Source organism: Nitrospira sp. CMX1, assembly GCF_054902215.1.
The window spans coordinates 98,632-123,958 of sequence record NZ_JBUBKD010000012.1; the positions used below are offsets into that span (position 1 = coordinate 98,632).

26 protein-coding genes are annotated in these 25,327 nt (G+C 53.7%); 6 read left to right on the forward strand and 20 right to left on the reverse strand.

The genetic code is table 11. From position 1 onward, the window contains the following. Nucleotides 1-1,053: 1,053 nt before the first annotated feature. Together ACYX34_RS03910 and ACYX34_RS03915 are read left to right on the forward strand one after the other, a co-directional pair. Entirely contained in the window at nt 1,054-2,049 is a 996-nt protein-coding gene (locus tag ACYX34_RS03910) for a hypothetical protein (protein ID WP_462075252.1), read from the forward strand. Nucleotides 2,050-2,185: 136 nt separating this feature from the next. Further along, nucleotides 2,186-2,962, forward strand: coding sequence for a DUF2490 domain-containing protein (locus tag ACYX34_RS03915; protein WP_462075253.1), 777 nt, complete (start codon nt 2,186-2,188; stop codon nt 2,960-2,962). Between the two features lie 283 nt (nt 2,963-3,245). Here ACYX34_RS03915 and ACYX34_RS03920 read toward each other — a convergent pair whose 3' ends face one another. Both ACYX34_RS03920 and ACYX34_RS03925 read right to left on the reverse strand, forming a co-directional pair. Continuing rightward, the gene (locus tag ACYX34_RS03920; protein WP_462075254.1) at nt 3,246-4,142 is read right to left on the reverse strand and encodes a carbonic anhydrase family protein; all 897 of its coding nucleotides are present in this window, start codon (nt 4,140-4,142) and stop codon (nt 3,246-3,248) included. Between the two features lie 1,159 nt (nt 4,143-5,301). After that, the gene (locus ACYX34_RS03925) at nt 5,302-5,526 is read right to left on the reverse strand and encodes a hypothetical protein (protein WP_462075255.1); all 225 of its coding nucleotides are present in this window, start codon (nt 5,524-5,526) and stop codon (nt 5,302-5,304) included. A gap of 329 nt (nt 5,527-5,855) precedes the next feature. Here ACYX34_RS03925 and ACYX34_RS03930 point away from each other — a divergent pair, with 329 nt between their 5' ends. Continuing rightward, the gene (locus ACYX34_RS03930) at nt 5,856-7,199 is read left to right on the forward strand and encodes a SulP family inorganic anion transporter (RefSeq protein ID WP_462075256.1); all 1,344 of its coding nucleotides are present in this window, start codon (nt 5,856-5,858) and stop codon (nt 7,197-7,199) included. 394 nt (nt 7,200-7,593) lie between these two features. Here the strand turns inward: ACYX34_RS03930 and ACYX34_RS03935 are convergent, their stop codons facing one another. Then, complete coding sequence (locus ACYX34_RS03935; RefSeq protein ID WP_462075257.1) at nt 7,594-8,508, reverse strand: carbonic anhydrase; 915 nt, start codon at nt 8,506-8,508, stop codon at nt 7,594-7,596. Between the two features lie 561 nt (nt 8,509-9,069). Between ACYX34_RS03935 and ACYX34_RS03940 the strand changes: the two genes are divergently transcribed. Both ACYX34_RS03940 and arfB read left to right on the forward strand, forming a co-directional pair. Next, complete coding sequence (locus ACYX34_RS03940) at nt 9,070-9,684, forward strand: prohibitin family protein (protein WP_462075258.1); 615 nt, start codon at nt 9,070-9,072, stop codon at nt 9,682-9,684. 298 nt (nt 9,685-9,982) lie between these two features. Continuing rightward, on the forward strand, nt 9,983-10,393 hold the full coding sequence (arfB, locus tag ACYX34_RS03945) for an alternative ribosome rescue aminoacyl-tRNA hydrolase ArfB (protein ID WP_462075259.1): 411 nt from the start codon (nt 9,983-9,985) through the stop codon (nt 10,391-10,393). A 134-nt stretch (nt 10,394-10,527) separates the two neighbouring features. Here the strand turns inward: arfB and ACYX34_RS03950 are convergent, their stop codons facing one another. The 15 genes from ACYX34_RS03950 to ACYX34_RS04020 form a co-directional block, all read right to left on the reverse strand. Next, the gene (locus tag ACYX34_RS03950) at nt 10,528-11,124 is read right to left on the reverse strand and encodes a DUF4118 domain-containing protein (protein WP_462075260.1); all 597 of its coding nucleotides are present in this window, start codon (nt 11,122-11,124) and stop codon (nt 10,528-10,530) included. Between the two features lie 455 nt (nt 11,125-11,579). Beyond that, nucleotides 11,580-12,239 carry a tetratricopeptide repeat protein gene (locus ACYX34_RS03955; protein WP_462075261.1) on the reverse strand — a complete coding sequence of 220 codons (660 nt, stop codon included), beginning with the start codon at nt 12,237-12,239 and terminating at the stop codon, nt 11,580-11,582. Between the two features lie 267 nt (nt 12,240-12,506). Continuing rightward, a complete protein-coding gene (locus ACYX34_RS03960; protein WP_462075262.1) occupies nt 12,507-13,286 on the reverse strand; it encodes an enoyl-ACP reductase FabI in 780 nt (259 codons plus the stop codon). Between the two features lie 35 nt (nt 13,287-13,321). After that, a complete protein-coding gene (locus tag ACYX34_RS03965) occupies nt 13,322-13,837 on the reverse strand; it encodes an NUDIX domain-containing protein (RefSeq protein WP_462075263.1) in 516 nt (171 codons plus the stop codon). A 66-nt stretch (nt 13,838-13,903) separates the two neighbouring features. After that, entirely contained in the window at nt 13,904-15,010 is a 1,107-nt protein-coding gene (gene gcvT, locus ACYX34_RS03970; protein ID WP_462075264.1) for a glycine cleavage system aminomethyltransferase GcvT, read from the reverse strand. Between the two features lie 88 nt (nt 15,011-15,098). Then, nucleotides 15,099-15,455, reverse strand: coding sequence for an FKBP-type peptidyl-prolyl cis-trans isomerase (locus tag ACYX34_RS03975; protein ID WP_462075278.1), 357 nt, complete (start codon nt 15,453-15,455; stop codon nt 15,099-15,101). Between the two features lie 279 nt (nt 15,456-15,734). Next, nucleotides 15,735-16,901, reverse strand: a complete 1,167-nt coding sequence (locus ACYX34_RS03980; RefSeq protein ID WP_462075265.1) for an FIST signal transduction protein — start codon at nt 16,899-16,901, stop codon at nt 15,735-15,737. A 77-nt stretch (nt 16,902-16,978) separates the two neighbouring features. After that, nucleotides 16,979-17,206, reverse strand: coding sequence for a hypothetical protein (locus ACYX34_RS03985; protein WP_462075266.1), 228 nt, complete (start codon nt 17,204-17,206; stop codon nt 16,979-16,981). A 104-nt stretch (nt 17,207-17,310) separates the two neighbouring features. After that, nucleotides 17,311-18,519: a DmpA family aminopeptidase gene (locus ACYX34_RS03990; RefSeq protein WP_462075267.1), complete on the reverse strand. Its 1,209-nt coding sequence runs from the start codon at nt 18,517-18,519 to the stop codon at nt 17,311-17,313. Then, a complete protein-coding gene (locus ACYX34_RS03995; RefSeq protein ID WP_462075268.1) occupies nt 18,509-19,906 on the reverse strand; it encodes an MBL fold metallo-hydrolase RNA specificity domain-containing protein in 1,398 nt (465 codons plus the stop codon). Before ACYX34_RS03995 ends, ACYX34_RS03990 begins: the two co-directional genes overlap by 11 nt. Then, on the reverse strand, nt 19,903-20,757 hold the full coding sequence (locus ACYX34_RS04000) for an LOG family protein (protein ID WP_462075269.1): 855 nt from the start codon (nt 20,755-20,757) through the stop codon (nt 19,903-19,905). The genes ACYX34_RS03995 and ACYX34_RS04000 overlap by 4 nt, the downstream gene beginning before the upstream one ends. 66 nt (nt 20,758-20,823) lie before the next feature. Next, nucleotides 20,824-21,249, reverse strand: coding sequence for a hypothetical protein (locus ACYX34_RS04005; protein WP_462075270.1), 426 nt, complete (start codon nt 21,247-21,249; stop codon nt 20,824-20,826). 1 nt (nt 21,250) lies between these two features. Next, nucleotides 21,251-21,637, reverse strand: a complete 387-nt coding sequence (locus tag ACYX34_RS04010; RefSeq protein WP_462075271.1) for a hypothetical protein — start codon at nt 21,635-21,637, stop codon at nt 21,251-21,253. A 15-nt stretch (nt 21,638-21,652) separates the two neighbouring features. Beyond that, nucleotides 21,653-22,141, reverse strand: a complete 489-nt coding sequence (locus ACYX34_RS04015) for an N-acetyltransferase family protein (protein ID WP_462075272.1) — start codon at nt 22,139-22,141, stop codon at nt 21,653-21,655. Nucleotides 22,142-22,156: 15 nt separating this feature from the next. Further along, entirely contained in the window at nt 22,157-22,765 is a 609-nt protein-coding gene (locus ACYX34_RS04020) for a DUF502 domain-containing protein (protein ID WP_462075273.1), read from the reverse strand. 131 nt (nt 22,766-22,896) lie between these two features. On the opposite strand from ACYX34_RS04020, the gene ACYX34_RS04025 reads away from it, so the two are divergent. Then, the gene (locus ACYX34_RS04025; protein WP_462075274.1) at nt 22,897-23,157 is read left to right on the forward strand and encodes a Trm112 family protein; all 261 of its coding nucleotides are present in this window, start codon (nt 22,897-22,899) and stop codon (nt 23,155-23,157) included. Nucleotides 23,158-23,899: 742 nt separating this feature from the next. On the opposite strand, the gene ACYX34_RS04030 is transcribed toward ACYX34_RS04025, so the two are convergent. Together ACYX34_RS04030 and ACYX34_RS04035 are read right to left on the reverse strand one after the other, a co-directional pair. Further along, nucleotides 23,900-24,268 carry a hypothetical protein gene (locus ACYX34_RS04030; RefSeq protein ID WP_086425836.1) on the reverse strand — a complete coding sequence of 123 codons (369 nt, stop codon included), beginning with the start codon at nt 24,266-24,268 and terminating at the stop codon, nt 23,900-23,902. 344 nt (nt 24,269-24,612) lie between these two features. Beyond that, nucleotides 24,613-24,942, reverse strand: coding sequence for a hypothetical protein (locus tag ACYX34_RS04035; RefSeq protein ID WP_462075275.1), 330 nt, complete (start codon nt 24,940-24,942; stop codon nt 24,613-24,615). Between the last annotated feature and the right edge of the window lie 385 nt (nt 24,943-25,327).

The window sequence follows — 25,327 nt, forward strand, 5'->3', positions numbered from 1 at the left end:
TCATACCTTCAACGGGCGTAAGATTGTGTTGGCTTGTCTGGCTGTGCGTCGCCGGCGCATTGAGGAGCTATTACCTGTGAGGGCGGAGGCACCATGGCATTCTCAGCAACACAGGATGTTTCGAAGCTCTTCATATGATGTCCCTGCGACGTTTTTAGTATCCTTGTGTGTGTCTTGTGCAAACTGTTTGCCTAACCGGCCTCCATAGCCAGCGCAAGTTATCTTTGCAAATGAATCCAGATACTTAGAATGGTGAGACTCTCCGCTGTTCCGAACTACTGCTAATTTTGCCCTACTCTCGACATGGCACACCAAGCTCAAAAGAGCGATATCGCACATCATACACGGTGCGCAATGTTTTAGATGAGGTTGGCCGTGCACCCGCCCTACTCTCATCAAATAGCCTGCAGGCTGCACTTCGACGAGTCGAGCATGTATTAAATAGAGCGTAAATGCACTGTGCGAGCAGTGCGAATAAGCTCATTTTCCTTGATTCCAGATTGATGCTTTTGGCATAGTGAATCCCGTTCAACTGCTGAGTAATAGCAGCGGTTAGGTCTGGAACCTTGCGATATGGCACTGAGCGGGATCTTTGACATGGTGCTTTCCCACCCATTCCAGACCACTTACTCAACCGCGCCCTCAGCACACACGATCACAAAGTACACGCAACCCGTGGACTGATTCTCGGTGCCATCGGTAGTCTGCGCGGCTCGCGCGGACGGTTTCCTGTGGCGATGGAAAGGAAGTGCGATGCTGTTGAGGGTCTTGTTCCTGACCGTAATCCTGTTGGTATAGGACAGTGCCGTTGAAGGCCGAGGCAGAGTTCCTGCCCAGAGGCGTCTATCGTCGTTGACCAAATTAGTTAGTCAGCGTGATGGACTTGAACGTGGCTCCGCCCAGCACTCCAGACTGACCTGTTGTCCCTCCCTCAGCATACAACCTTCCCGGTCCAGTGGCGGGCATTCACATGCAGCCCTTACCGTGTTTGGAACCAGCAGGGCTTTCGAACAGATCAGTCACCCTGGGCGTGGAGACAGAAAGGAAACCGTTATGATATTGCGGGTTCTGTTCCTGATCGGGATGTTTTTGTTGGCCGAAATATCTCAGGCCTTGGCCGAATGGTCTGTGTCGGGAAGCGGAACTATCTTCTATACTGATGACGTTGCGCTCTTTTCGGCAACTCGCCGATCCGGACTTGATGGAGACCCCTCCCAACCAGTCCTCGATGTGTCCCGCACGGGACTTGGTTCCGACATGGTCTTCGAGCCAGGTTTCTTGATTTCAAATTCGATGACGACAAGCCTAGGACGAACTGTTTTTTCAATCAAACCCCAGGGATTTATTTTTGCCGTCAACCCCGAGTGGAGCCAGGCCAGCGTGGCTGTCGAAGCCTTACATGCCTTCAATTCCAATACAGCCATTCGGCTTCGCTATTTCGGGGCCCCGGATCAGTTACTCGGAACCAGTGAAGTCAGTCGAACAGAACCAGAGGTAGAGGCGAAAGAGCGGGTAACCTCCCACGTTGGATACATCAGGCTCGAACAGCGACTGTCAGAGCATTGGGAGATCAGGCTTCAAGGTCGAGTGGGCAAACGACTCTACAATGATGCCTTTGCACGCCGTAATACCACGTTCTGGACCATTGGGCCTCACCTCTATTGGCATGCCTCCGAGCATTTACGCCTTTTCGCCGGCTATCATTATGAGCGTGGCATGGGCAGTGGTCGCCACGCCGTTGAACCTGAAGAAGATAACTCCTATGTCCATCACTTTTTCGCGGCTGGTCTGGACGCCGAACTCATGCCGCACTTGGAGCTCGAACTAGACTTCCACTATGAGCGCAACAATTGGACGAGTGGCCTCCCTGACGATGAACGAAACGGGCAACATGAGAATATCTATCAGGGGACGGCACGACTCCTCTACCAGTTGACAGACCAGACTGCTTTGACGTTGAACTTTCAGAGGGCGAATCGTGGGGTTAATGCCTTTCAGACCATCGACCACAACACTAATGTAGGCCTGGGGGTTATCCACCGGTTCTAACTGCCCTCTGCAGGGTCCTTTCTAAACCATGACCCCAGACAGAGGTGAGGAAAGCAGGAGTGGCGATCGTCTTTGTCGAGAACAAGGGGCCGGTTTCTCGATGCTCGGATTCATTGGCCGGAGGCAAGGAGGGATCATGCAGGGTGCAGCCGCAAATCATCAACCGGGTCGATGGGGACTGCTGGTTGGAGTCCTGGTCATCGCCTGGAACTTAACTGGAGGTGGATTAGGCCAGGTACAGGCCTATACTCAGCTGGGCCCCAATACGAGGGAGGACTTCCGGCTTTGGGCTCCCGTCTATCTGACCATCAATCTCCCAAATCGATTTCTTGCGTACATGGAGGTCAATACACGCATTGGTGACGATGTGACCAATATCGACCAGCTGCTGCTGCGTCCTGCTGTCGGCTATAAGCTGACGGACAATCTCTCTATCTGGCAAGGGTATGCCTGGGTCGGTAATTTTAATCAGAGCCATACATTCCCTCAGTCGCCCTTCTTCGAGGAAAACCGGATCTATCAGCAGGTCAATTATACGACCCAATTGGGGGACTTCAAGTTTCTCAGTCGCACTCGTCTAGAAGAACGTTGGATTGAACATGCAGATGGTACTGCCGTACGGTTTCGTCAGATGTTTCGATTCACCTATCCCTTACCTATGGCCCCCGACATTGGGCTTGTCGTTTATGACGAGATTTTTGCCAATGCGAATACGGTTGGCTCGATCAAGGGCAAGGGGCCCCAAGCCGGATTCGATCAAAACCGATTCTTCCTCGGTATCAATAAAACATTCAACCAATACCTCAATGTGGATCTCGGTTATCAAAATCAGTTACTCAACCAACGTTCGCTCCCTGGTAATGCGAATCTGGCAAATCATATCCTTTTGATACAGTTTTTCATTACCTTGTAGTCCGGTGGGGGAGTTTAGCCTGGCCATGTCTCCCGTTGGTGGAGCATGCCGATTTGCTGGGCGAGAACCGACAGAATCGAGGTGAAACAACCGAATGGCATGGCGGCAGTCTCAGGGAGAGGTGTCCTGCGACTCGACGAGAGTGGGCAGACTGTGTGGCAGGTAGGAAGCCCCGCAGCGGGCGAGGTTCAGCCCGCTGCGGATGTCTTATGAGATGAGACACCGCTGATCGTAGCAGGCTTGCTTGCTGCCTTGCCGTGTGACGAGCAAGCTGCCATCGTGTCTAGTGACTGTGACCGTAGTCGACATGTAGGTCCTTGTGGATTTCCACGGTGCGGGTATTCGTGTTTTGAACAATACGGTTATTATTGATATTCAATTTATCATGAAGTTGTCGAATCTGGCTAGGGTCCACCTTGAGTGGTTCGGACATCACATACCAGCTCACCCCTTCGCTGCATGGTGGTGTCGTCAAGGAGCCTGCATAGGTAAAGACCTGTTCGTTTTCCACCGGAATCAACTTTGAGGGATCTAATGGGATTCCAGCGGTACTGCCTGAGTTATACGTGTTGTGGTCAGATGGAGTACTCTCGATGATCCTCTTCAAGATAGGGTTTTCGGCGGCAGAGCCCTGTGAACCATCCAGGAACACGCCTAACACGGCAAGCTTTCCATCTTCACGTTGATGCACAAAATGTAATTCCCCTTGATATTGATAGCCGGCTGGATACTGGCCCTTAATGATGAGGTGTTCACTGGGTGTATGGAAATGGAACTGAACGAGCGGATAGGCATCTTTTCCGATGACCAATCGTCCAGGGTAGCCAGCTGAGAAAGACACCTGTATCGCATGACCAGTATTGCGAAAAACATAGGCATTGCCTTGGTCCGTTCCGATTGCCGCCCCTTCTGTACTACTGATGGAAGGCGCATATCGTACCACCAAAGAATCAGCACGGCGCTCAGGTTCGGCTGGCGGATTTTTGTCAGAACTATGGGTTATGGGGTTAAGGGTGAGTGGAATCGGGTTGGTGGTCAGGTTGATCGCGATTGGTGATTGATGCGACCCAATCGCGCATTCAGCATATGGGTACTTAAACGAAGCCGAATTCGAGGTCGAGTCACCTTCAAATGTTGCCCAGAACGTTCCATCATATCCCTGACCTGGATCTTGGTTCACGGATGTGTGATCCCAGTGCGGAGGATCGATTGCCTCCACAGAGCTTGTCAGCAAGAGGACCAGGGCACTGAGCATGGAAATTTTCATCACGTACGTCTTCATACACTTTTCCCTCACGTTAGATTAAGTAAAGAAGAATTTGTGTTTGGAGAGTACACAAACCCTTCGATGGTTTTGGCCAGGGCATACCCAAGGCGCAGCCATTGGTAAGCGCTAGGCCGTAAGTCCAAACTCCAGATACATGAAAAGGACAGGATCGTTCGGTTTCTACGCCACCGATCTCTAGCCCAGTGTCAGCACGTTTGTATTCGGCAATCGGGGGGATTCCCTGCTGGCGGAGCCGGTGTGCTTGATAGAACCGGTTCAGAGGTGGAGAGGGAAGGGGCACTCTCGACAAAGCTAGGGCAGACAGAGAAGACAGAAAAGAGCAAAAGGCATACCGATTCCTTCATGAGGTCTCCTTATATATGGATGGATTAGGTTAAACAGTGCCCCATCAAGGGCCAGCAGTTATCTCCTATTGCATTGGCTTTAGCCTAGCCTGGGGTGAATCGCCGCCAAGCATTTGGCTTACCCTTCTCGTTTGAACTCATCGCTCATGATATCTATGTCTAAGAAATTGATAAGAAATTGACTCAGGGCGAGCCTTATAACCGAGATGCCATGAATCGACTACCAGTACAAACACGTATAGTCTGCTATAAAGCAATGTATGAGCACGCCAATTCATCACCCATACGCTCAGGTATTTCCTGGGGTAATGAATGTTAAGCGGCGGAAGACCAGGGAAAAGAGAATATCGGAGGAGCCCCATGTTTGAGGCCTCTGATGGTACCTAGCCGCTACCGGCCAGGAGCGTTCATGGATCGAGGGGAGACAGAGATGTGATAGGGGGTGACCTGTGCTTGTGTAGTCAGCCCTGGTGGCTGGTTACAGCACATTTTCGCTAAATGTGGAGAGGCGTGTTAAAGGTGAGACCCCGTCTTCGTCCAGCTATCAGCCTGCAACCGAAGGAGAACCTCTCCGGCCGGCAAGAGCGGCTATTTCAATAGCTTAATCTCAGTGACTGATGAGACCAACAGCCTCAGGCGCAGTGCACTGGTGCAGTATTGGAGGAGATAGGGATCCGACGGTCTGAAGCACAGGGACTGCGGGAACGTCAACGCAGTTCGGGAAGACGGTCGATGATGCGAAGGCGTAAGTCATTTCCAAGCTGGATCTGCACCATCTTGGTCGAAAGTTTCTCGCGCATATTGCGAATTTCTTCGGCGTTGAATTGAACTTGCCCCCCGCATCGCTCGACCAGATTATAGATGAGCAAGGAAGTCAGATACTCTGCGTCTTCATCAGTGGCATGGCGGCTCATGTTGAGGATCTGTGACATGTGGTACCGGTCTCTAATTGACGACTGGTACTTATGGCCGAGCCTGCTCCTTTTCCACAATGACACAAATGTAGGGGCTAGTCCTCGCACACAATGGTTTGGGGATAGCCCAATATCAGCTTCCCTTCACGCCTAGTGCGATACCGCACTTCCTGTGCGGATATACACGTGCACCTACGCGCATAATCGCACGATACTCCTGTTTCTATTGGCAGTGAGTTACTTCTTATAATGATTTCAGTCGCTTATGCTTCTTCTGTGTGATGGCCTCATAGTTGCTGTACTGCCCCCGCACAGTGAAATGACTAGCTATTGGGAGGGTCAATGCCATGGATGGCACCTCACGTTCTTTTTCTGCAGAGCAAGATACGATTTATCAGGAGTCACTACCCAGGATATCAGTGGCCGAGTCAGCAGCATTTCAAGCTCAATATGTAGGGCGGGACATTGCGGCAGGTTTGATTACTGGAGTCATGGCTATTCCTCTCTCGGTAGGGATCGCCATGATGTCCGATTATCCCATTAAGGTGGGTCTCGCCACGGTGGCGTTTGCCTGCTTGATCGGCTGGATCAATGCCTGGATCAAGCCGGGCAACTTTATCGGATGCCCAGGAATCGCAGCTGGGTTGGCCCCGGTCTTGGCGATGGGGGTTGCGAGTTTTGGAATGGAGAATATGGCCTTTGTGATCTTCCTGACGGCCGTCATGCAAGCGATCATCTGGAAATTCAACTGGCAGCGATACATCTTGCTGGCCGTTCCGGCCTACCTTGTTGAAGGGTTACTCGCAGGGATCGGTCTAAAGATCGCGCTCAAGTTCTCAGCCTTCACTTACGAGCTTCCGAGTGAACTGGTCACGGCCGATACATTCTTGAATGGGGCGCGCATTCAAATGATTCTTATCTCCCTTGCCGGACTCGGGCTTTTTGTCTATTTATTTAATAAATTCAAATACATCCAACCGGCAATCCCCTATTTTGTCATCATTGGGGCGGGCGCCCTGTTGGCACAGTTCATTCATGTTCCCATGCTGCATGTCGAAGATGTGCCACTATCCGTGGCAGTTCCCATTCCTCATTTTGACAGTGTCGTGACGTGGATATATGTTGTTGGGTTTGCCGGAATGTTGGCGATCATCGATGTGATCGAGCAAGTTATGAGCAATGCTGCCATCCAGAAAATCGACCCGCTCAAGCGGGCGTGCAACAGTAATAACAGCTTACTTGCGATCTGGATTGCGAACACTGGAGCCAGTTTTTTCGGTGGGATGACAAACTTGGATGGGTTGGCCAAGAGCACGACCAATCGGTTGGCCGGTGCCTACACGAAGTTTTCAGTCTTGATCGTCGGACTCGTGGTGACCTTCTTTGTCATCAATCCACAATATCTGGAATTTTTACCAAAGTTTGCCGTGGCCATCGTTATGATGTTCACCGGTTGGAAGATGATTGCCGGACTGATGCATGTGACTCACCACGGGCCCTATGCCATGGTTTTAGCCATCCTCACCGGGATACTCGTATATAAAATCGGAATCTTTGAGGGCTTGCTGGTTGCCATGGCCATACATGGAATCGTCCACTACCTGGTCTATACACAGGTCGACAAGCAGCCGGCCAAACTTGTGGTGAACAACTATCTTTCGAACCTGAAGAAGATTCAAGCAGAATCCTGATTGGCTCACCTAGGAATAAGTCAGGAAGGAAGCTTCGACAATGGGCATGTGAAGACCGCCCTCAGGTGAGAACCCTCACCTGAGGGCGATTATGAAGATCCACCAAGCATGCCCCGCTCGGGAGAGCAGGGCGAGTCGCACGCTATTCCTCCCTCGCTTCTTATCAAATTCTCATCTCACTCTCATACGATTCACATATTCCTCAGTTTAGAATCTCACTTCTAAATGAGGAACGCCGCACCGTAGGCGGAGTTAGTGGCTGCTTTCTCGACGGTCATGAACCGGTAGAGGCTCACATCGACAATGATATCGGTGAATCAGCGTAGGAACAGGTGATGTTCCATCGTTCGGGACTACGCAATGTCTCCATACTCCCAATCAACCAGGTACTACGTCACTTCTTCGGCACGTTCATGGTCGTTGCCTTTTCGAAATTTGACTCCAGCACGAAGCGCTTATGCAACGGTTGGATCGGCCGCACATTATCGTGCCCGACCAGAGTGCGGAACTTCTGGATCTGTTCGGCGGAGACTTCAATGGGATCGTGCATGACCATCCAGACGACGCCTTCCGTACAGGGTGGGGTAGTGAAGGACCCGGAGTAGAGATAGTAGGACTTTCGCTCAGGAAGGAGATTCATCGGATTCACAGCATGGTTATGATCATCATTGACTTCTCCGACTTTAGAAGGGGCATGCTCCAGGAAGGTCTCGAAAAATGGATTGTGTTTACCCTCCTCCATAAAGACAGCGACCACGGCTGTCTCATGCCGCTCATTGTGATGCACGAGATGTAGTTCCATCGGATAGTGCTTGTGATCGATGGTGTGCTCGCTCGGAGTATGGAAATGAAATTGCTCAAGCAAGTAGAGGTCATCATCAAAGATGATTGTGCTGTCCTTCTCATAATGCAGGACCGTCTGGCCGTGCTTTGGGTAACGAGACTTGGCCATTTCCGAAAGCGGTTCGACTTCCTGCAACGTATGCCCGTTGTTGACCACATGGAAAGGGGCGTCTCGATAAGAAAACTGGAGGTCGTCGAGTGTCGTCTTGCGGGTGCGTAAGAGATCAATCGGTGATTGGTTCATGCCCTTTTCACAGAGGGAAGTATCCGGCCCAAGCTTGCCCCAATGAAGGGGTCCGCGATCTCCGTCATAACCCCATGCACTATGTCCAGACTCTCCTGCATGTAGCCACGCGGGCACCGACAACACAAGCGTTATCATTAAACTGTGAATCACAGTTCTCATGACAGTCCTGTTGAGCAACTGGGCTGTGATTGCTGGACTCAGCGATGAAAATGACTCCATGACCCACTCCTCCCTTAACTAGGTATATTGCCCATCTGTCACAGTCTGAACCTCTCTACCAACGCATCATGAAATTCAAGCAGAGCCCACTCCGTTTTAGCTGCGTGAATTTCCTCTTTCCTCTTGTATACAACGAGCGATGCCGCACACTGTACACAGTGCGATTTACAAAAATCAACTGGGACCGTCAAATACCTGTATCAGCTCCATTATTGACAATAACTCATAAAAACAATCACTTGCACATAGTAAGGCTTTGGGGGTTAGGGCGCGCATCTTGCTGATGGTCGAGTATTACTGTGTGGTCAATATAAGCCTGCGGACAAGTATGGCGGTCATGATGGCAGTTTGAATCAGTCTGTAAGAGGACCTGGTGGGTTCAATGTGGGTCAGGCCAGTGGAGGGAGTGTGACTGTTGGCGCAATTATATGAAGTCACAGCGACAACCCGCCAACAAACTGTGCGAAGAAAGCCTTCGAACATCTTGAGCGCATCACCGAATCTCGACTGCATTCTTGTTGGGGTAACCGATAGCTCACGCTCAGGCGGAAAGGAGAAACCATGCATCCTCTGACAAAGGTCATGCTTCTTGTCGCACTCCTGCTGTTTCTCCAGGCCTGCGGGACCACAGTCCATCCAGGTGAGCGGGGGGTACGTGGGAATCTCTTCACTGATGGTGTGACCACGGAACCACTCAAAAGCGGATTCTATTGGCGGGCGCCATGGAGTCGTATTGATGTCTATAATGTGCAATGGCGCCGCTATACCGAAACGGTCGAGGCCCTAAGCTCTGACGGCCTGCCGGTTACCATCAAGACTGTCATTCTCACAAGACCGACTCCCGACGAAGTCTCTATCCTGGCCAAGAACGTCGGATCGGATTTCTACCCTCGCGCCGTCAAGCCAACCTTGCTGAGCACCGTCCGGAGCGCTGTCTCCAGCTATCCCATGATTACTGTGATGGAGCACAGTCCTGAAATCGCAAGCCAGGTGGAAGCGGTTGTAGCGGAAAAACTCAGAGGACGTCATCTTCAAGTGGCAAGCGTGACCATAGTCGAGCTCGCCCTGATCAAATCCGAGCCGGACGTCGTCGAGGGTGCGCGGGCCAAGGAACTGAGCGAGTTCAAGTTTATCGCCGTCGGCAAGAATGCGAGATCACTCCCCGTCCTGCCATAGGTGCGGGCAGTTCAATTCGCACTCGGTCCAAAGGCGGAGCCTAAGGACTGGTCATTTGCTCGCCAGGTTTCGCCAAAAGGGTCAGCGGGAAATTATCCTTAGACGTGACGACCTTTCAGTTGGAAGGTAAGGATAAATCAACGCCCCCCTATGTCGGCCCGAGATGAGACGGCCCTACTTCGTCTTCGCAGATCTTGTGCCTCGTCCGTAACGAGAACCGCCAGTCAAATATTCCGGCACGAGGAGTCATTTTCTGTTGGAAATTGCGCCCGACGCGTCCTTGTGCTAACTACTTCCCATGCTGCGCATTTCATCGTCTGTTTTTATCCCCGATCACGAGATTGACCTTCACGCCGTCCGTTCGCAGGGGGCAGGTGGCCAGAACGTCAATAAAGTCTCAACCGCTATCCATCTGCGGTTTGACATTCGCGCATCATCATTACCTTCGTTCTACAAAGAGGCTCTATTAGGCCTGCATGATCACCGGATCTCAGCCGATGGCGTGATCACGATTAAAGCCCAGCAACATAGGACCCAGGAACGAAATCGAGAGGATGCCCTCGACCGTTTACAAGCACTCATTCACCGTGTGGCTATTCCGCGCAAGAAGCGCAGGCTAACCACCCCATCCAAAGGGTCTCAGGATCGACGAATTGCGTCAAAGAAGCGGCAGGGGCGACTCAAAGCGCTGAGGAAATCGGTAGATTGACCGCACTCTGGGCTATACTGGGAAGATAACAGAGGACTGTGACCTCTCATATTGGAAGGTGGTGCGCAGCCCTGATACGCGGAAGATTTCTTCCGTGGAGCAGGACCGACTACAGTTGGTGTCGCGCGACTCATTCACGCCATTGACACAGACTTATCCGTCGAACGGCCTATGCGTGATGGCGGCGGGCTAGGGTGCGTCCCCCGCACTCTTTCACGCTGTAAAGCTTCTGCCATTTCTTCGCTTTGTTTCCAAGCCCATCGCCACGTTTGAGCATAACCGATCATTGCAACCCCGATGGTCAGGTAGACGGTCATGTCAGCTTGATCCCCATGGCTGCCCAGGCTGAATGCGTAACGGGGATTGACAAAGAACCAATTCCAGACCAGTGCACCTAAGACCAGCGCCGTCAGGGAGGCTCCTATTCCCCCGTACCATGTTGTGACGGCTATCGCCAGGAGAAATGTCACGAACGGCAGCGTATCGCCAAGATAGGAATCTGCAATGATACGTACGAGGAAGGCGAGAAACGTGCTGCCCAGTGCGATCCCATACTGCTTCCCAATCGAGAGCGGCAAGACGGTTTTCTTGTATGGCGTCGAACCGGTCAGCGGCTCAGAGCTCTGAGCGCTGGTCTCGACCAAGGTCCCGTGCTGAGCAGCACACTGACCGGTGCTGATCCCTACCCCTGGCTCTCCCTTGTCCGTTCTGACGGTGACATGGAAGGTCATCTGTTTCTCCTTCACAATAGTCCAGACAAATACCAGGCTGGTAAGGAAGACTTATTATACAGTACGGCATTGACACAAGAAATACTAGCTGGCAAGTTTACTAGACCTCCTTACTTGCAGTTTCCCTCGTGACAACAGCGTCCATGGTCCTACATCTTGAGAGAACAGGCAGAATACGATCAAGGGAGTCTTGATACGGAACAACGGACGAAACAATGTCGCAGGGCAGGCTGATGGTACACAGCTGTGCGTTAGAGACAATTGCACCCATGTGACTGCTGCTACACAGACTGAGAGCACTCACCACAGCGGTGCGATAAGGAATGACTATCTCGGTAGAGGTCACCTGGGTTGTATTGAGGGTGCAGTACTCTTGGGATAACGCGGTAGGCTGAGAAGAGTTTGTGGATATCGGACACAGTTCGAAATGGTGAGGAGGTCCAGCTCTCCGGAAACTACGATCGCTGTTCCTTGTTTTTTACCGCGTTCCTTTTGGCCTGCTGAAGCAGGGCCTCGGCCTCGGGGACAAAGTCCATCTGTTTCTGTGTCTGAGCGATGATGAGGGCGGTGCTTGCCAGAGCCGCTGCCTCGTCATGCTGCCCCCGTTCACATCGCACTCTGGCAAGCGCGAGCCTTGCGTTGACCGCTTTGGGGGCTTGATGAATGACCTGTTGCAAGAGGCGCTCGCCTTCTTTCATGTCTCCACCCAACAGGCTGGGAAGTTTCACCAATAACGTCCCTTTCGCCGAAAGGGCTTCAAGATGAGTAGGAACGATCTCCAGTGTTCGATCCAACTCTTTCATCATCCGACGAAGCCCAAAGAGAGACGTGAGAGTTTCACCATCGATACGTAACAATTCTCCGAGGTTGCAGAACAAGGCAAAGTGCGCATCGGCACTTCCCTCATCCTCCGCCACCGCCTGTTCACCCAATCGCTGCCCCGCTTGAAAATGGGCGAGACGCGAGGCGCGATCCGTGACAAGCCTACCTTGATGACATTGCTCGAGTGCCTGTTTGGGCAATGCCTCCACGGACGACTCAGCCATGATGGGCAGGGGGAGGACCAATAATCCACTTGTGAGAAGCAGGGCTAACGTCGGCAAGACGATCTTCATACACTGTGAACCCTGTGGCATGTTGTCGCGCCAGGAGAAAGCGGAGAGGAGCAGAAAACCCGATGCCCCGCTTCGTAAGATCTATGATATCACCAACTCATGCATAGCGTGAGTTTTCACCGTCGACCGTGTTTCAAGTTTTGAGCAGAAACCACACAGGATAGACAAGTTAGGACTCCGCGCCAATTCATACGAAGGACCGGAGCTTCCTCTATCCCTGATCGGCCTGCACCTCAAGACCGCAACCCGATCAGCCTCACCACCGACCTACTCGCTCGGAGCGACCATCCCAAGGATATTGAAACCTCCGTCCACATAAATCACTTCCCCACTGATTCCCCGCCCTAGCGAGCTGACCAAGAACAAGGCAGTATCGCCGACATCAGCTTGTTCGGTAGGCCGGCGGAGCGGCGCCACTTCCTTGTGATGGTCCACCATCTTCGTAATACCCGACACCCCACGAGCCGCCAGCGTCTTGATCGGCCCAGCGGAGATCGCATTGACCCGGATGTTCAGGGGGCCAAGATCGTAGGCCAGATAGCGGACGGCTGATTCGAGGGCGGCTTTGGCAACACCCATGACATTGTAATGCGGCACGACACGCTCACTGCCGAGGTACGTGAGGGTCACAATGGAGCCCCCAGCAGTCATCAGCGGTAAGGCCGCTCGTGCGACAGCAATCAGGGAATAGGCGCTGATATCAAGCGCCATGGCAAACCCTTGTCGACTGGTATTGATAAATTGCCCGGTCAACTCCTCACGCGGCGCGAAGGCCAGCGAGTGGACGAGAAAATCGATTTGGCCAAAGTCCTGCTGCACCTGCTGCATGAGCGACGTAATCTCTGCGTCATGACTCACATCGCAGGGAAAGGCCTTAGCCCCAGGCAAGGTGGCCGTCAGTTCTTCGACATTTTGTTTCAAGCGCTCATTCTGATAATTGAAGAACAGTTGTGCACCCTGTGCGGCAGTGGATTGGGCAATTGCCCAGGCAATGCTGTGTTTATTAGCCACACCGATGATGAGTCCTTTTTTCCCGTTGAGCAACATAGGTAGGGTTCTCCTTCTCCCTATAGGCTGTATCTTTATCGACGCGGTGTCTTGATGTAGACGGCCTGCAACCCAACGATGGTCTTGGCGTCACGAATGGTCCCATCCTCGATTTTCGAGATCGCCTCTGAAAGTGACATCTCGATCACCTCCAACACTTCATCTCGATCCAGTTGCTGCCGGCCCTTCGTGAGACCGATAGCCTTGTAGACATGGATCACTTCATCAGCGAAGCCTGGTGCCGTGAAGATACTAGAGAGCAGTTCGAAGGATGAGGCTTGATAACCAACCTCCTCCTCGAGTTCGCGTGAAGCACAATGCAAGGGATCCTCACCCGGAGCGAGTTTGCCTGCAGGAATTTCATAAATGAATCCACCGGCTGCATGGCGGAACTGCCGGATCAAGACCACCGTGCCATCGTCTTTGACCGGTACCACGGCTGCGGCCCCAGGGTGGCGAATCGTCTCAAGGTCCACCGTGACGCCGTTCGGCAACTGTACGGTGTCCACATTAAGGGTGACAACCTTCCCTGTATACACGTTGCGCACCATGGGATACGTCCCTCTCCACTTATAGTCTTCAGCTGTCTGCTGGGAGCTGATTGCCTGCTTGGCGTTTCAGCCCTTGGGCTTTTTATAGAACGGTGGTTTGACCACCTGCGCAGGAACAGCCTTCCCCCGGATATCGATCTGAATCTTCGTCCCTGGTTCGGCGTAACGAGACAGCACAGAGCCCAAGCCAATCCCTTTCTGTAGGAACGGTGACAGATTGCCGCTCATCACCTCACCGATGGATTGCACCGGTGAATCAGCTGAGAGAATAGTGAAACCATGGCGGGGGACGGCTTTTTCAAGCAGTTCAAAGCCCACCAAGCGACGCACCACCCCCTGCGTCCGTTGAGACAACAGTGCTGCACGACCGACGAACTCACCTTTTTCAAAATTCACCACCCACTCAGCACCGGCTTCCAGTGGGCTGGTCTCTTCGTTGATATCGTTTCCGTACAGGAGATAGCCCATGTCCAGGCGGAGCAAATCACGTGCGCCTAATCCCGCCGGCTTGAGACCTAGTGGTTGACCAACTTTTAACAGCTCCTCCCATGTTTGTTCAGCGAACTGCGCAGAGAGATAGAGCTCGTATCCCAGTTCGCCGGTGTAGCCTGTCCGTGCAACGATGACGGACCCGCCGAATGCGGGGACTTCCATGCACTGCCTAACTTTTAGGTTCGCAGCCTCAGCAACACCGATCGCGATCAAGATGTCGCGGGAGAGGGGACCTTGTACGGCAATCTGCGCCAGCTCCGTTGAACGATCCCGAACCTTGCACCCTTGCACATGGGCGACTTTTTCCAACAGCCAGGTGACGATCTTCTCGCGATTCGAGGCATTAACACAGACAAGAAACTCGTACGGTTTGACGTGATAGATAAAAATGTCGTCCTGGATGCCTCCCTTGGGATTACAGACCATCGAATACTGCGAGGAGCGGACTGAAATCTTGGAGACATCGTTGGTGGTGACATATTGCAAGAACCCGACAGAGCCTGGACCGGAGACGCTGATCCGGCCCATGTGGCTCACGTCGAAAAGACCGGCCTTGCTGCGGACGCTGTGGTATTCATCGACGACGCCGCTGTACTGGATAGGCATCTCCCATCCGGTAAAGTCGACCAGCTTGGCGCCTGCGGCACGATGTTGTGCAATGAGCGGAGTCTGTTTCATCATGGCCAGTCGAAATTCAGAATCTCCGTCAAGGCATTGTATCTGAAGACCTGGGCATGACAACCTTCGGACCTGAGAGACCTGACGACGTTCATTGGACTCTGAGTAACTCCACATCGAAAATCAACGTGGCATTCGGTGGGATCACGCCACCGGCACCGCGCGAGCCGTATCCCAAATCGGATGGGATGGTCAGCTTGCGCTTGCCTCCCACCTTCATCCCCTGGACCCCTTCATCCCAGCCTTTAATGACGCGTCCGGCGCCAAGCGGAAAGGAAAAGGGTTGCCCACGATCAACGGAACTATCGAACTTTTTTCCGTTCTCCAGCCAGCCGGTGTAGTGCACGCTCACATTCTTCCCTGCAACGGCCGCATCTCCCGTCCCAACTGCTTGATCGACATATTTCAGCCCGGATGGCGTGGTCACTTCCTGATTATTCTCAGCCATGGAACCTCCTACTCCCACAGATACCGTCAGCACGACGATCGCCATGAGTGATAAAAGATACGATGATTTCATATGAATCTCCTCTTTCCATTGTATGGCATGGTCCGGATAGCCGGGTCAACCAGAATGGGTCAACAGCCTGTTGAAAACTACTGTGCCATAACAAAAATGTTGGTCTGTGAGGGAGTTCAGCTCCCATCCGCTACTACCTGCGGCTGTTCAAACAGACTGTCCAGCGATGCGAGAACAACGCTGGCAGACTGTTTCAACAGCCTGTTATCAGTCTCGTTCGGCGAAGAGCGCCAAACTGGCCGTGTAACCATGGAGAAAACTTCGCCCACCGACCGGACCGATTTCGCCCTGCGCGAAAAATCCGGCCAACGGAATGGAGCCCAACCGCGCCGTTGCGGTTCCGGCATCATGGTTGGGCTTCCCAAAGAGTCCCTGGCCTCGTCCACAACAACTGAAGATGAGCGCGCCGAGCGGAGGATGGCGATGACGCGCATGATCCGCCGCAAGCAGTGCGTTGAACTCCTCGCTGGCTGAGGCGGCATCGCGCAGATGGAATTGGACCGTCTGTCCTTCTTGAACCACCTCTCCCACAGCGACCGCGCCCGTGGTTTGATCGGCTCCAAGCAGGTTCCGGATGAGGAAGTCTCCACGCTCGAAGCGGTTCCGATGTTCGTCGATCACAATGCCGAGATGGACCGCACGATTCGCCCGTTGCCGCTCCTCTTCCGACAGTGACTCGAACACCGCGTGCAACCGCCCCAGTGCTGGCTCGCCTCCCAGTTCCTGAATCAGATTCCGTTCCGCCTTGGTCACGACAAACCGCTCACCGATCAAACGACAGCCTTGTGAGATCACCGGACGAATATCGACCGCTCCCGAGAGACGCACGCCCACGAGTCCGCCCTCGAACGCCTGATCGTTGAGCACGAGCCGATTCATCCCAGCCTCTTGCCCCCCGCCGGCAAGACCACCGATCGCCTGGGCGCCTGGGTATCGATCGTCCACGATCCCTAGGATGTCTTGAACGGGCGTCGTAAACGGATCGGCAAGGAGGAGAAACGTCCCATCGTCGACTCCCGGGGCAGGCCATCCCGTGAGATGGAATTGATCCTGAGTCGGAGAAAATGAGGACTGCAGTGGGTGGAGGTTGACATCGGGCAACACCGCCGCCCAGGCGGTGATTGCAGGCGCGGTCTCTAGTTCCTCTGCCCCGGCAATTACACCCTCTCCACTGCAACCCAGCAGCAGTCTCGGACGAAGCGTTCCGGTAAGCACCTCTGCCAACCGATCGGCCCCTTCTGCATGGTGCGCGGAGAAGAAGACACCGACCAAATCGATGGGAGTTCCACTCAGTCGCGTACGAATAGCTGCAGCCACCTCTAACGCTGCCGCGTCAGTATCAACCTGTCTTGAGAGCGCCACCGCAAACTGCATGGAATAGTCTCAGGGTGAGAAGCTGATGGATAACCAGGATCGACAAATGAGCGGTACAGACCGGAACGGTTCAAAAATCAGACACCCGGATCCATGCGCTGCGCTCGGACTTGCGCGAGTTTTTTATAATAGCGCCACAGATACGAATGGTAGTCATCGACTTGCGCAAGGAGATAGTGCAATTCCGTCGGATCCTCGGTTTCCAGTGCGTGAATCATCCGCGCCTTGAGGAATTCGGCAAAGGCTTCCGTCTTTTGCACCGCCGTCATCAGCTGCAATCCACCGCCGATTTGGTAGTCGCCCATCGACTTAGTCTCCTTCGTTCACAGCTGGGCGGAAGAATAGCGAGGAGCACGCGGGAAATGCAAGCGCAGTGGCCGAGAACTGTGTTAAACGAGCGGGGTGCTGACTAGTGTTGAGTCGGCTGCAAGAGCCCCTTGAGGCGGACGAGGTCGATGGCGTCGATACGATGGTCATCACGGCCCGTGACTGACGTTGCCATGGTGAGGGCGTTCAGGATGGCTTCTTCTGTCGCTTCAACTGTGGCGGTGATGAGGGGATTCAGATGGGTGTCGGCCAGGTGCGTCAGTTGGTAGATGGGCTCTTTCGGATAGTGGGGAATCACGTTCGCGGTGGAAAAGGCCAGCATGAAGTCGCCGCTGCTGTGCCGAGCTGTAGAGCCGGTGCGGGCAAGGCCGAGCGCAGCACGTTTAGCCAGCCGCGTCAGCTGGCGGCTGTCAAGCGGCGCATCGATGGCGATGATGATGATAATGGACCCTTCGCTCTGACCGGGCGAGAGCGCCTGAGACTGTTGTTGGGCTGGTGGTGGGCCATAGAGCTTTCCCACCGGCACGCTGGCGATGACCAGTTCCGGTCTCCGGCCATGGTTCGCATTAACAAGGACTCCGATGGTATAACCTCCGTCTTTCTCCGATAACTTTCTCGATGACGTGCCGATACCGCCTTTGAATCCATACGAGACCATCCCCGTGCCGGCACCGACCGTGCCTTCTGCCACTGGGCCACTGGTGGCCCCATCAAGCGCCGTAATCACATCCTGCTCCGACACATGGCGACCTTGGATGTCGTTCAATCGTCCGTCGTCGCATTCCGCTACGACCGGAGTGAGCGTGTCGTCTTCGATGCCGATGGCCGGGTACTGCTTGATCATCCAGCTCATCACGCCGTTCGCTACACGAGGGATATTGAGCGTGTTGGTCAGCGCGATGGGATATTCCAAGAATCCTGATTCGGCAACCCATGAGAGCCCCGTCATTTCGCCGGTGCCGTTGAGGACGAAAAATCCAGCCGGTACCTTCTTATGCCACACGTCGTCGCGTGGAACGATGACCGTCACACCGGTCCGGACCGGACCCTGCCCCGGCTTGAGCGCCCCGCCTCCGTGTATGAGGGTCTGATGCCCCACCTTCACCCCGACCACATCGGTGATGGCATTGAGCGGCCCTGTCGGATAATTGCCGATGACGATGCCGAGATCTCGAAGACGGTGACGACTTTGATCTGATTCGGCAGCTGCCATCGACAAACATCCGGTCAGGAGCGCAGCGATGCAGGACAACCGTACTACCCGTGCCGCCTGCCCAAATCTATATTTCATGCGTGCTGCCCTGATGGGGTATCCGCACATCAACTTTCGGATGTTCGGCTTGGATGGCTGCGCCCAAGGAGAGAGCCTGTTTCTCTTCGCCATGCACAACGAACACGGTGCTGGGCAATGGGTTAATGGCTCGTACGTAGGCCAAGAGGTCGTTCCGGTCGGCATGAGCCGACAGGCCGTTGAATTTCACGATCTGCGCCCGCCGTTGGGTCGGCACACCGAAGATGGGGACCACATCCCACCCTTCGACCAGCTTGCGGCCCAGTGTATGTTCTGCTTGAAAGCCGACAAAGACGATGACGTTCGCTTCCTCCTGAATGGCGTGTTTGAGATGGTGGATGATGCGGCCGCCCTCGCACATGCCGGACGAGGAGATGATGACACAGGGTCCGCGCATGCTATTGAGGCGCTTACTGTCTTCCGCAGAGGAGACGAAGTGGATATACCGTGAGGCGAAGACATCACCCCCCGAGGAAAAAGTTTTCATGGTTTCCTCGTCATAACACTCTGGGTGCCGCTTGAAGACCTCGGTCGCCTTCCCCGCCAAAGGAGAATCGATATAAATCGGGATCGGCTCGACGCGGCCTTCACCTACCAATTCCTTGATCCGCATCACCAGTTCCTGTGTGCGCCCTACCGCAAACGCTGGAACAATAATCTTGCTCTTGTGTTGTCGCGCGTGTGCGATCAGGTCCTGGGCCTTCTTCTTCATTTCCTCGCCGACCTGTTCGTGCAGTCGGTCGCCGTACGTCGATTCGAGGATCAGCACGTCACAGCTCGGCGGCGGTTCTGGATCACGCAGAATCGGCATATGGGAACGACCCAGATCGCCGCTGAACAAAACCGTGGTCGTATTGCCACGTGCCGTATATTTCACCCGGACTGCGGCTGATCCCAAAATATGCCCCGCGTCGTGGAAGGATGCCGTGAGACGTGGAGCAATCTTCAGTTGATCTCCATACCGAACCCCTTCAAACCGCTTCACAACTTTGCGGACATCGTCCCCGTCATAGATTGGCTGGACACAGGTCTTCCCGCGCCTGCGCTCCTGTTTGTTGACATAGCGGCAATCGTATTCCTGCACACGAGCCGAATCCTCGAGCATGATCCCGGCCAAGTCGGCCGAGGCTCTCGTTAGATACACTTTCCCTGAAAACCCCTGTCCCGGCAGGACCGGCAAGGCTCCGGAGTGGTCGATATGCGCATGGGACAGCAAGACGGCCCCGAGGGATTTGGGATCGAACCCCAGATCCTGGTTTCTCCGTACTGCTTCCTGACGGCGGCCTTGAAACATGCCGCAATCAAACAGGAGCCGGAACCCTGGGGCTTCCAGCAAATGACGACTCCCTGTCACCGAACGAGCTGCGCCGTAGAATGAGAGTTTCATGTGATGGGTACTCCATTGTGGCGTGCGATCAGGTCCCAGGCTTCCTGAGCCGTTTCCGCATAATGAAAGAGATCCAGGTCCGTCTGTGCGATCAGTCCGTACTCCACAAGCAGCTGCCAGTTGATCACACGCTCCCAGAAATCCCGGCCGACCAAAATCACGATGACCTTGTCCACCTTGCCCGTTTGAAGCAAGGTCAGGGTTTCGAACAGTTCATCGAGCGTACCGAATCCTCCGGGAAAGGCGACGAGTGCCTTGGCCCGGATGAGGAAGTGCATTTTCCGGATGGCGAAATAGCGAAACTGAAAACTGAGTCTAGGGGTGATGTAGGGGTTCGGATGTTGTTCGTGCGGCAGGGTTATGTTGAGGCCGATCGACTTGGCATTCACGTCTGCAGCCCCACGGTTGGCTGCTTCCATAATGCCAGGCCCACCCCCCGTTACCACCACGTAATTGCACCGGCCATCCACCTGACAGGTCGAGGAGACCAACCGTGCAAACTCTCTGGCAATGTCATAATATTTGGCGAGCTCAAGCTGACGCTTGGCGATGGTGACTTGTAGTTGGAGATCGTGGCCCTGTGGGGTACGATCGGCTTGCTCTTCAGCCTGCCGCAATGCCTGTCTGGCAACGGCCGGCTCGTGCAACCTGGCACTCCCGAAGACGACGATAGTGGATTCGATCCGTTCTTCTTTTTGGATGAGTTCGGGCTTCAGCAGTTCGAGACCGATGCGGATGGGACGTAGCTCATCTCGCTGGAGAAATTCGGTATCTTTATCCGCGGGAATATACGAAGAGGATCGGTCGTCACATGGCGGGTGTGGAGCGGGATGTGGGGTTCCCTGACTCATGGGCCGCCATTATAACGGCCCGATGATACAGGCGGCAATTCATTGTTGAGCCGAGTGGGCCGGACGTTAGAAGGGATAGGGATGGAACGGAGGTCTCACAAGGCCGCGTTGAAAACCTTGGTGGATCACAACCCAGTCATGATTACAGAATACTTGGAACTCGTCGAGTCCCAGTCCCGTTCGGGAAAAGATGAGGTCCGGATCCACGGGCGTCCAGGGTTTTGCTAACCACCCCAAGTTGACACGCGAGTATTTCAGGTCGAGGAACCGATAGGTAACCACCACCCCCGAATCAGCATCGCTGATCGTATCCGGGGTCCCGAGCTTGGTCACGACTTCGGTCAGGGTCGTTTGCCCCGGAACAATAAATGCGACCTGCTCCGGAGTGAGAGTGGCATTGAGGGTTACGCGAACCACATTGCAACCCATGGTTGATATGCACACGATTACCGCGAGAACGAAGGGAAGAGCCCTATTCCCGACATACGTCATGTCACTCCCCAAAGGGCCAAAAGCGAAATCCCAAACTCTCGGTGCGCTTCGAAGCAAGCACGTCTTCAACAATCCCCTCGCGATTCACGATGATAAACACGTCATCACTCTTTATTGACAATCGTGTGAAGTTCAGGATGATCAGGAGCAGGCTCCCCGCTTTTGCATCATACCGATAGTAATGAAACACATCCCGTCCGTTGAGTTGTACCAATCGATCTGGCGCACCCAGTAGGTTGACCACTTCGATTTTCGTCGTGATCCCCTTCTGAATGGCGGTGAGCACTTCCGTTTTAACGTCGTCGCCGAGCGTCCCTCGACTGAAGGCACAGCCGTGTAGGAGTAGGCTCACAACCAGAAGCGCCTGAATCGATCGAACAATCCTCATGTCCGATACTCCTTTCTATGAGTTCGGTCGTCGATGGTCCAGAACGAAATCTTGTTCATAGACAGTATAGACGGCAGGCCTGAGGCCCACGCGCTGATAGACCGTTTGGGCATTGTGATTCTGATGTTCGACGTAGAGGCGGATCCCGCAGACTTGCGGATCTGCCTTGGCTCGCGCGGCAATGTGCTCATGCATTGCTCGATACACTCCCCGGCACCGCCATTCCGGTGTGACATAGACGCTCTGCACCCACCAAAAGGCCCCGTTTCGCCAATCACTCCATTCAAAGGTGATCATTAGTTGGCCGACGGCTGTTCGGGGTGCCTCGGCGGAAGTTTCTGCCATGATGTAAAAGCCATACTCAGGGTGTGCCAAGAGTGCGCGTGCGCCTTCTCGGAGCCGAGCGATGTCCAGTCTGCGCTGTTCGGTTTCGAGTGCCATGGCCGCATTGAACTCGACGATCCTCTGTACATCGTCCACCGTGGCTGGCCTAATGACGAACATGTCTGGACTCATCGCTTATGGTAGAGCTGGTGGCGACGTCGTGAGCCATCCAGCCCGCGGCCTGTAAAACCCGGCAGAGAATTCCATCTTCATGGCTTCTTCAAAAGGGAGATTAATGGGCTTGAGCGCGGGTTCTGGAATGAAGGCCAAGTATCCGGTAAACGGATGAATGGCCGTCGGCACAAACACCATCATAAGCGTATGAGATGGATCTACCTGGAGAGCCCGTGGAGCCGTACCCATGACAAATCCTAAGGCCCAACATCCATCACGGGGAAAAGGAAAAGCCACAACCCTGCTCTGCCCAAAGCGTGAGCGGAAATTGACCAGATCCGTCATGCCTTTTAATGTGAGGTAAATACTTTGCACGAGTGGGATCTGTTCGATCCGCCGCTCCAATCTTTCGAATAGGCCGCGACCGATCATCTGATCACCGATCACTCCTGCGAGAATGAGAAGTAACACCAAAAGCACCAGGCCAAGACCAGGAACTGGATAGACCAAATATCGGCCTACAACACTATCGAGGGTGGTAAAGAGGGTCGAGAGGATCAACAATGTGGCCCAGGCCGGCACAATGAGGATGAGCCCAGCCACACAGGTTTTCCAGAAGGCTTTCATCATTTCGCGCTCCTGGCCATAAACCGTTGTGAGTCTAGCAGTGTCTGCATCTATTGAGAGGCCTTGAGACTGACTCGTACTTGGTGGCATGATACCGAATCATACGCGTGACAACCGCGGGAAGGATAGAGTCCATGAACATCAACCCCGATCTGCTGGCCATTCTCTGTTGCCCTGAGACGAAGCAAAAAGTAGCGGTTGCCGATGAGACCGTTATCAGCTTGCTGAATTCCTCTGTCACTCGAGGGGAATTAAAGAATAAGGGCAATCGACCGGTTACCGAACCATTTGAGGGGGGGTTAGTCCGAGAAGACGGTACACTTCTGTATCCCATCCGAGATAATATTCCCGTCATGCTGATTGAAGAAGGGATCCCCTTGGCACAAATTCAGTGACCATTGTTGAATTTGTCCGATCTGGCCCGCCTACCGGTCGCCACTTTAAGTCTGCCGTTTCGTGCTTCGTTGCTTGAATCTCGCTCCTTCGCTCAGACGTTTCAGGCTTCACGCTCAGCGTCTCGAGTGATGCAGAAACCAACAGTGTCAAACCTGAGACCGTTACCCCATGGCTCCGGGTGCTTGAAAACAAGACCAGGACAGTGTCGGCGGTTTTTTTCCGCATCCTGCGGGGGTAAACGGGCACCTTTGCCTGATCGCAGAACCTACGGTCCTAGAATCTGAACGGGTTTTTCTGGGTTTTCGGTCTTTGAGCCGGTGGAGGTGCCACACTGTGCACAGAGATATTCATACAGATTTCCAGTTGGAAGGACGAGAAGTAGCCGCTCTCTGGTTGGTGTCGCAATCCGGCACCGGGGGCAGAACAGCAGCGAGGCATTCAAGGACCTGAATTGATCCTGTTGACCTTCCGCAGAAGGACGAGACCGTGCTCGTGTCGCCTGATGGCGACCGGGAATCCATGGCATGCCTGCTTTACGAGGCGGTTGGAACATATGACATTGTATGGAGATCCCTGCTACAGGGTCAAGTAATTAGCCGTTCAGATCTCGAACGGCCAGGCTGATCGGACCGGCTACGTTATCAAGAAACTGTCCCTTGTAACCAGAATAGAAAACTCGACGGGGCCCCCGCTCCCAATAGTTGAGCTGATGCATGCCCCGTGCAGAGAGAATACCTATTCCTAGGCAGGAGTCTTGGCGGACTCAATTTCGGTCGCGGTGATCAGGCTCGACAGGTAGTCCGCAACAAAATTGAGTGCCTCTTCGCGTCCATCAGCCCGGCGTCCTTTTTCCCGTCTTTGAACTGATAGCTCATGTTCCAGGTCCGACTTCACTTCGCCCAAGATACGTTGAAGAGACGATGGTGTCAGATTAGTATCCATCTCTTCAAGTTCTTGGCAACGATCAAGGACCCAATTGAGACCCTCAATACGTCCGGCATAATGCTCCTGCTCAGCAGTATCAATTCGCGCCATGGCAGTGGCGAAGGTTTGGGCTTCATAGATGAGATTATAAAAGCTGGTCACCGCGCGTTGTAAGGATGGATTCATAACACTCCTTTTCCAGTAGATGAGGAGCAATTATACATCAGATTACTGGTACGACAAGGAGAATTTTTCTCCTACTACGGCCCTGATTAAGCATTTACCGCCCCGCGGTGACCAATCCAGCAGCAATTTCCAAGCCTGCGCTTGTAACGGAGGGCCGTTTGCACCACCCATAAGACAACGACTCATCGCTAGTTTGAACCGTGCTGATGAGGACATTCGCTCATAGCGCCGCGTAGATAATGAACGTGTTTCTGATCCGATGGGACTAGTTGTCAAAGACGCGTAAATAGTGGCTAGAGGAGCAACCCACCCGTGGATCACGACGCAATAGAGTGGCTTTGCCCCTAGGTGAAGAGGAGGGAATGAAATTCGTTCATGAAGCCATAATAGAGAGGTGCAAAGTCTTTGAGACAGTCCGGGCTGGTCTCCTTGAGTTTTTTAAAAAAGAAGACCTGTGCTCGGGGGTCTAGCTGCTCCAATAATTGACTGAGCTCACCCATCGTGTAACTGCCGGAGGGGACGCTGAGAATATAGTGAACAAGACGCTCAACAAATTGCTGAGCGATATATTCACTGGTGAGATATCCATCAGGAAGCTTGCCAGTCGCGAGGAATTCACTGAAGGGAATCGCTTGGGCAGAAAATGGGAGACTTTGCTGCGACTCGACACTCACGCTGAATCGACTCCTGGGTTGGGAGGTACGATCCTTCTCTAAAAACTTTACTGGAGGTGCTCCTTATCGTCAAGTGCGCAGAAGATTCAGTGAATGCTGAGTCGAAAGACCGGTGTCCATGGAGAATCAGGCTCTATTCTTGGCGATGAGACGGACGTATCGATTCTGCACGACATATCTCGTTTTGGGTGATCATTCATAGCCTGCATTGTCAGAGAGAGGCAATTGGCTGTTTCGTCGAGCGGCATCACTGAACACTGACGGTGAAACAGCAAGGGGTGGAGCTCCCCGTTCGGAACTCCACCCCTTGTGTCTCTTCCTGGCCCTGATGACTTACAACCAGGACACCCGTTCGGCAGGCCGAATGTAGATCGGCTCTTCCACC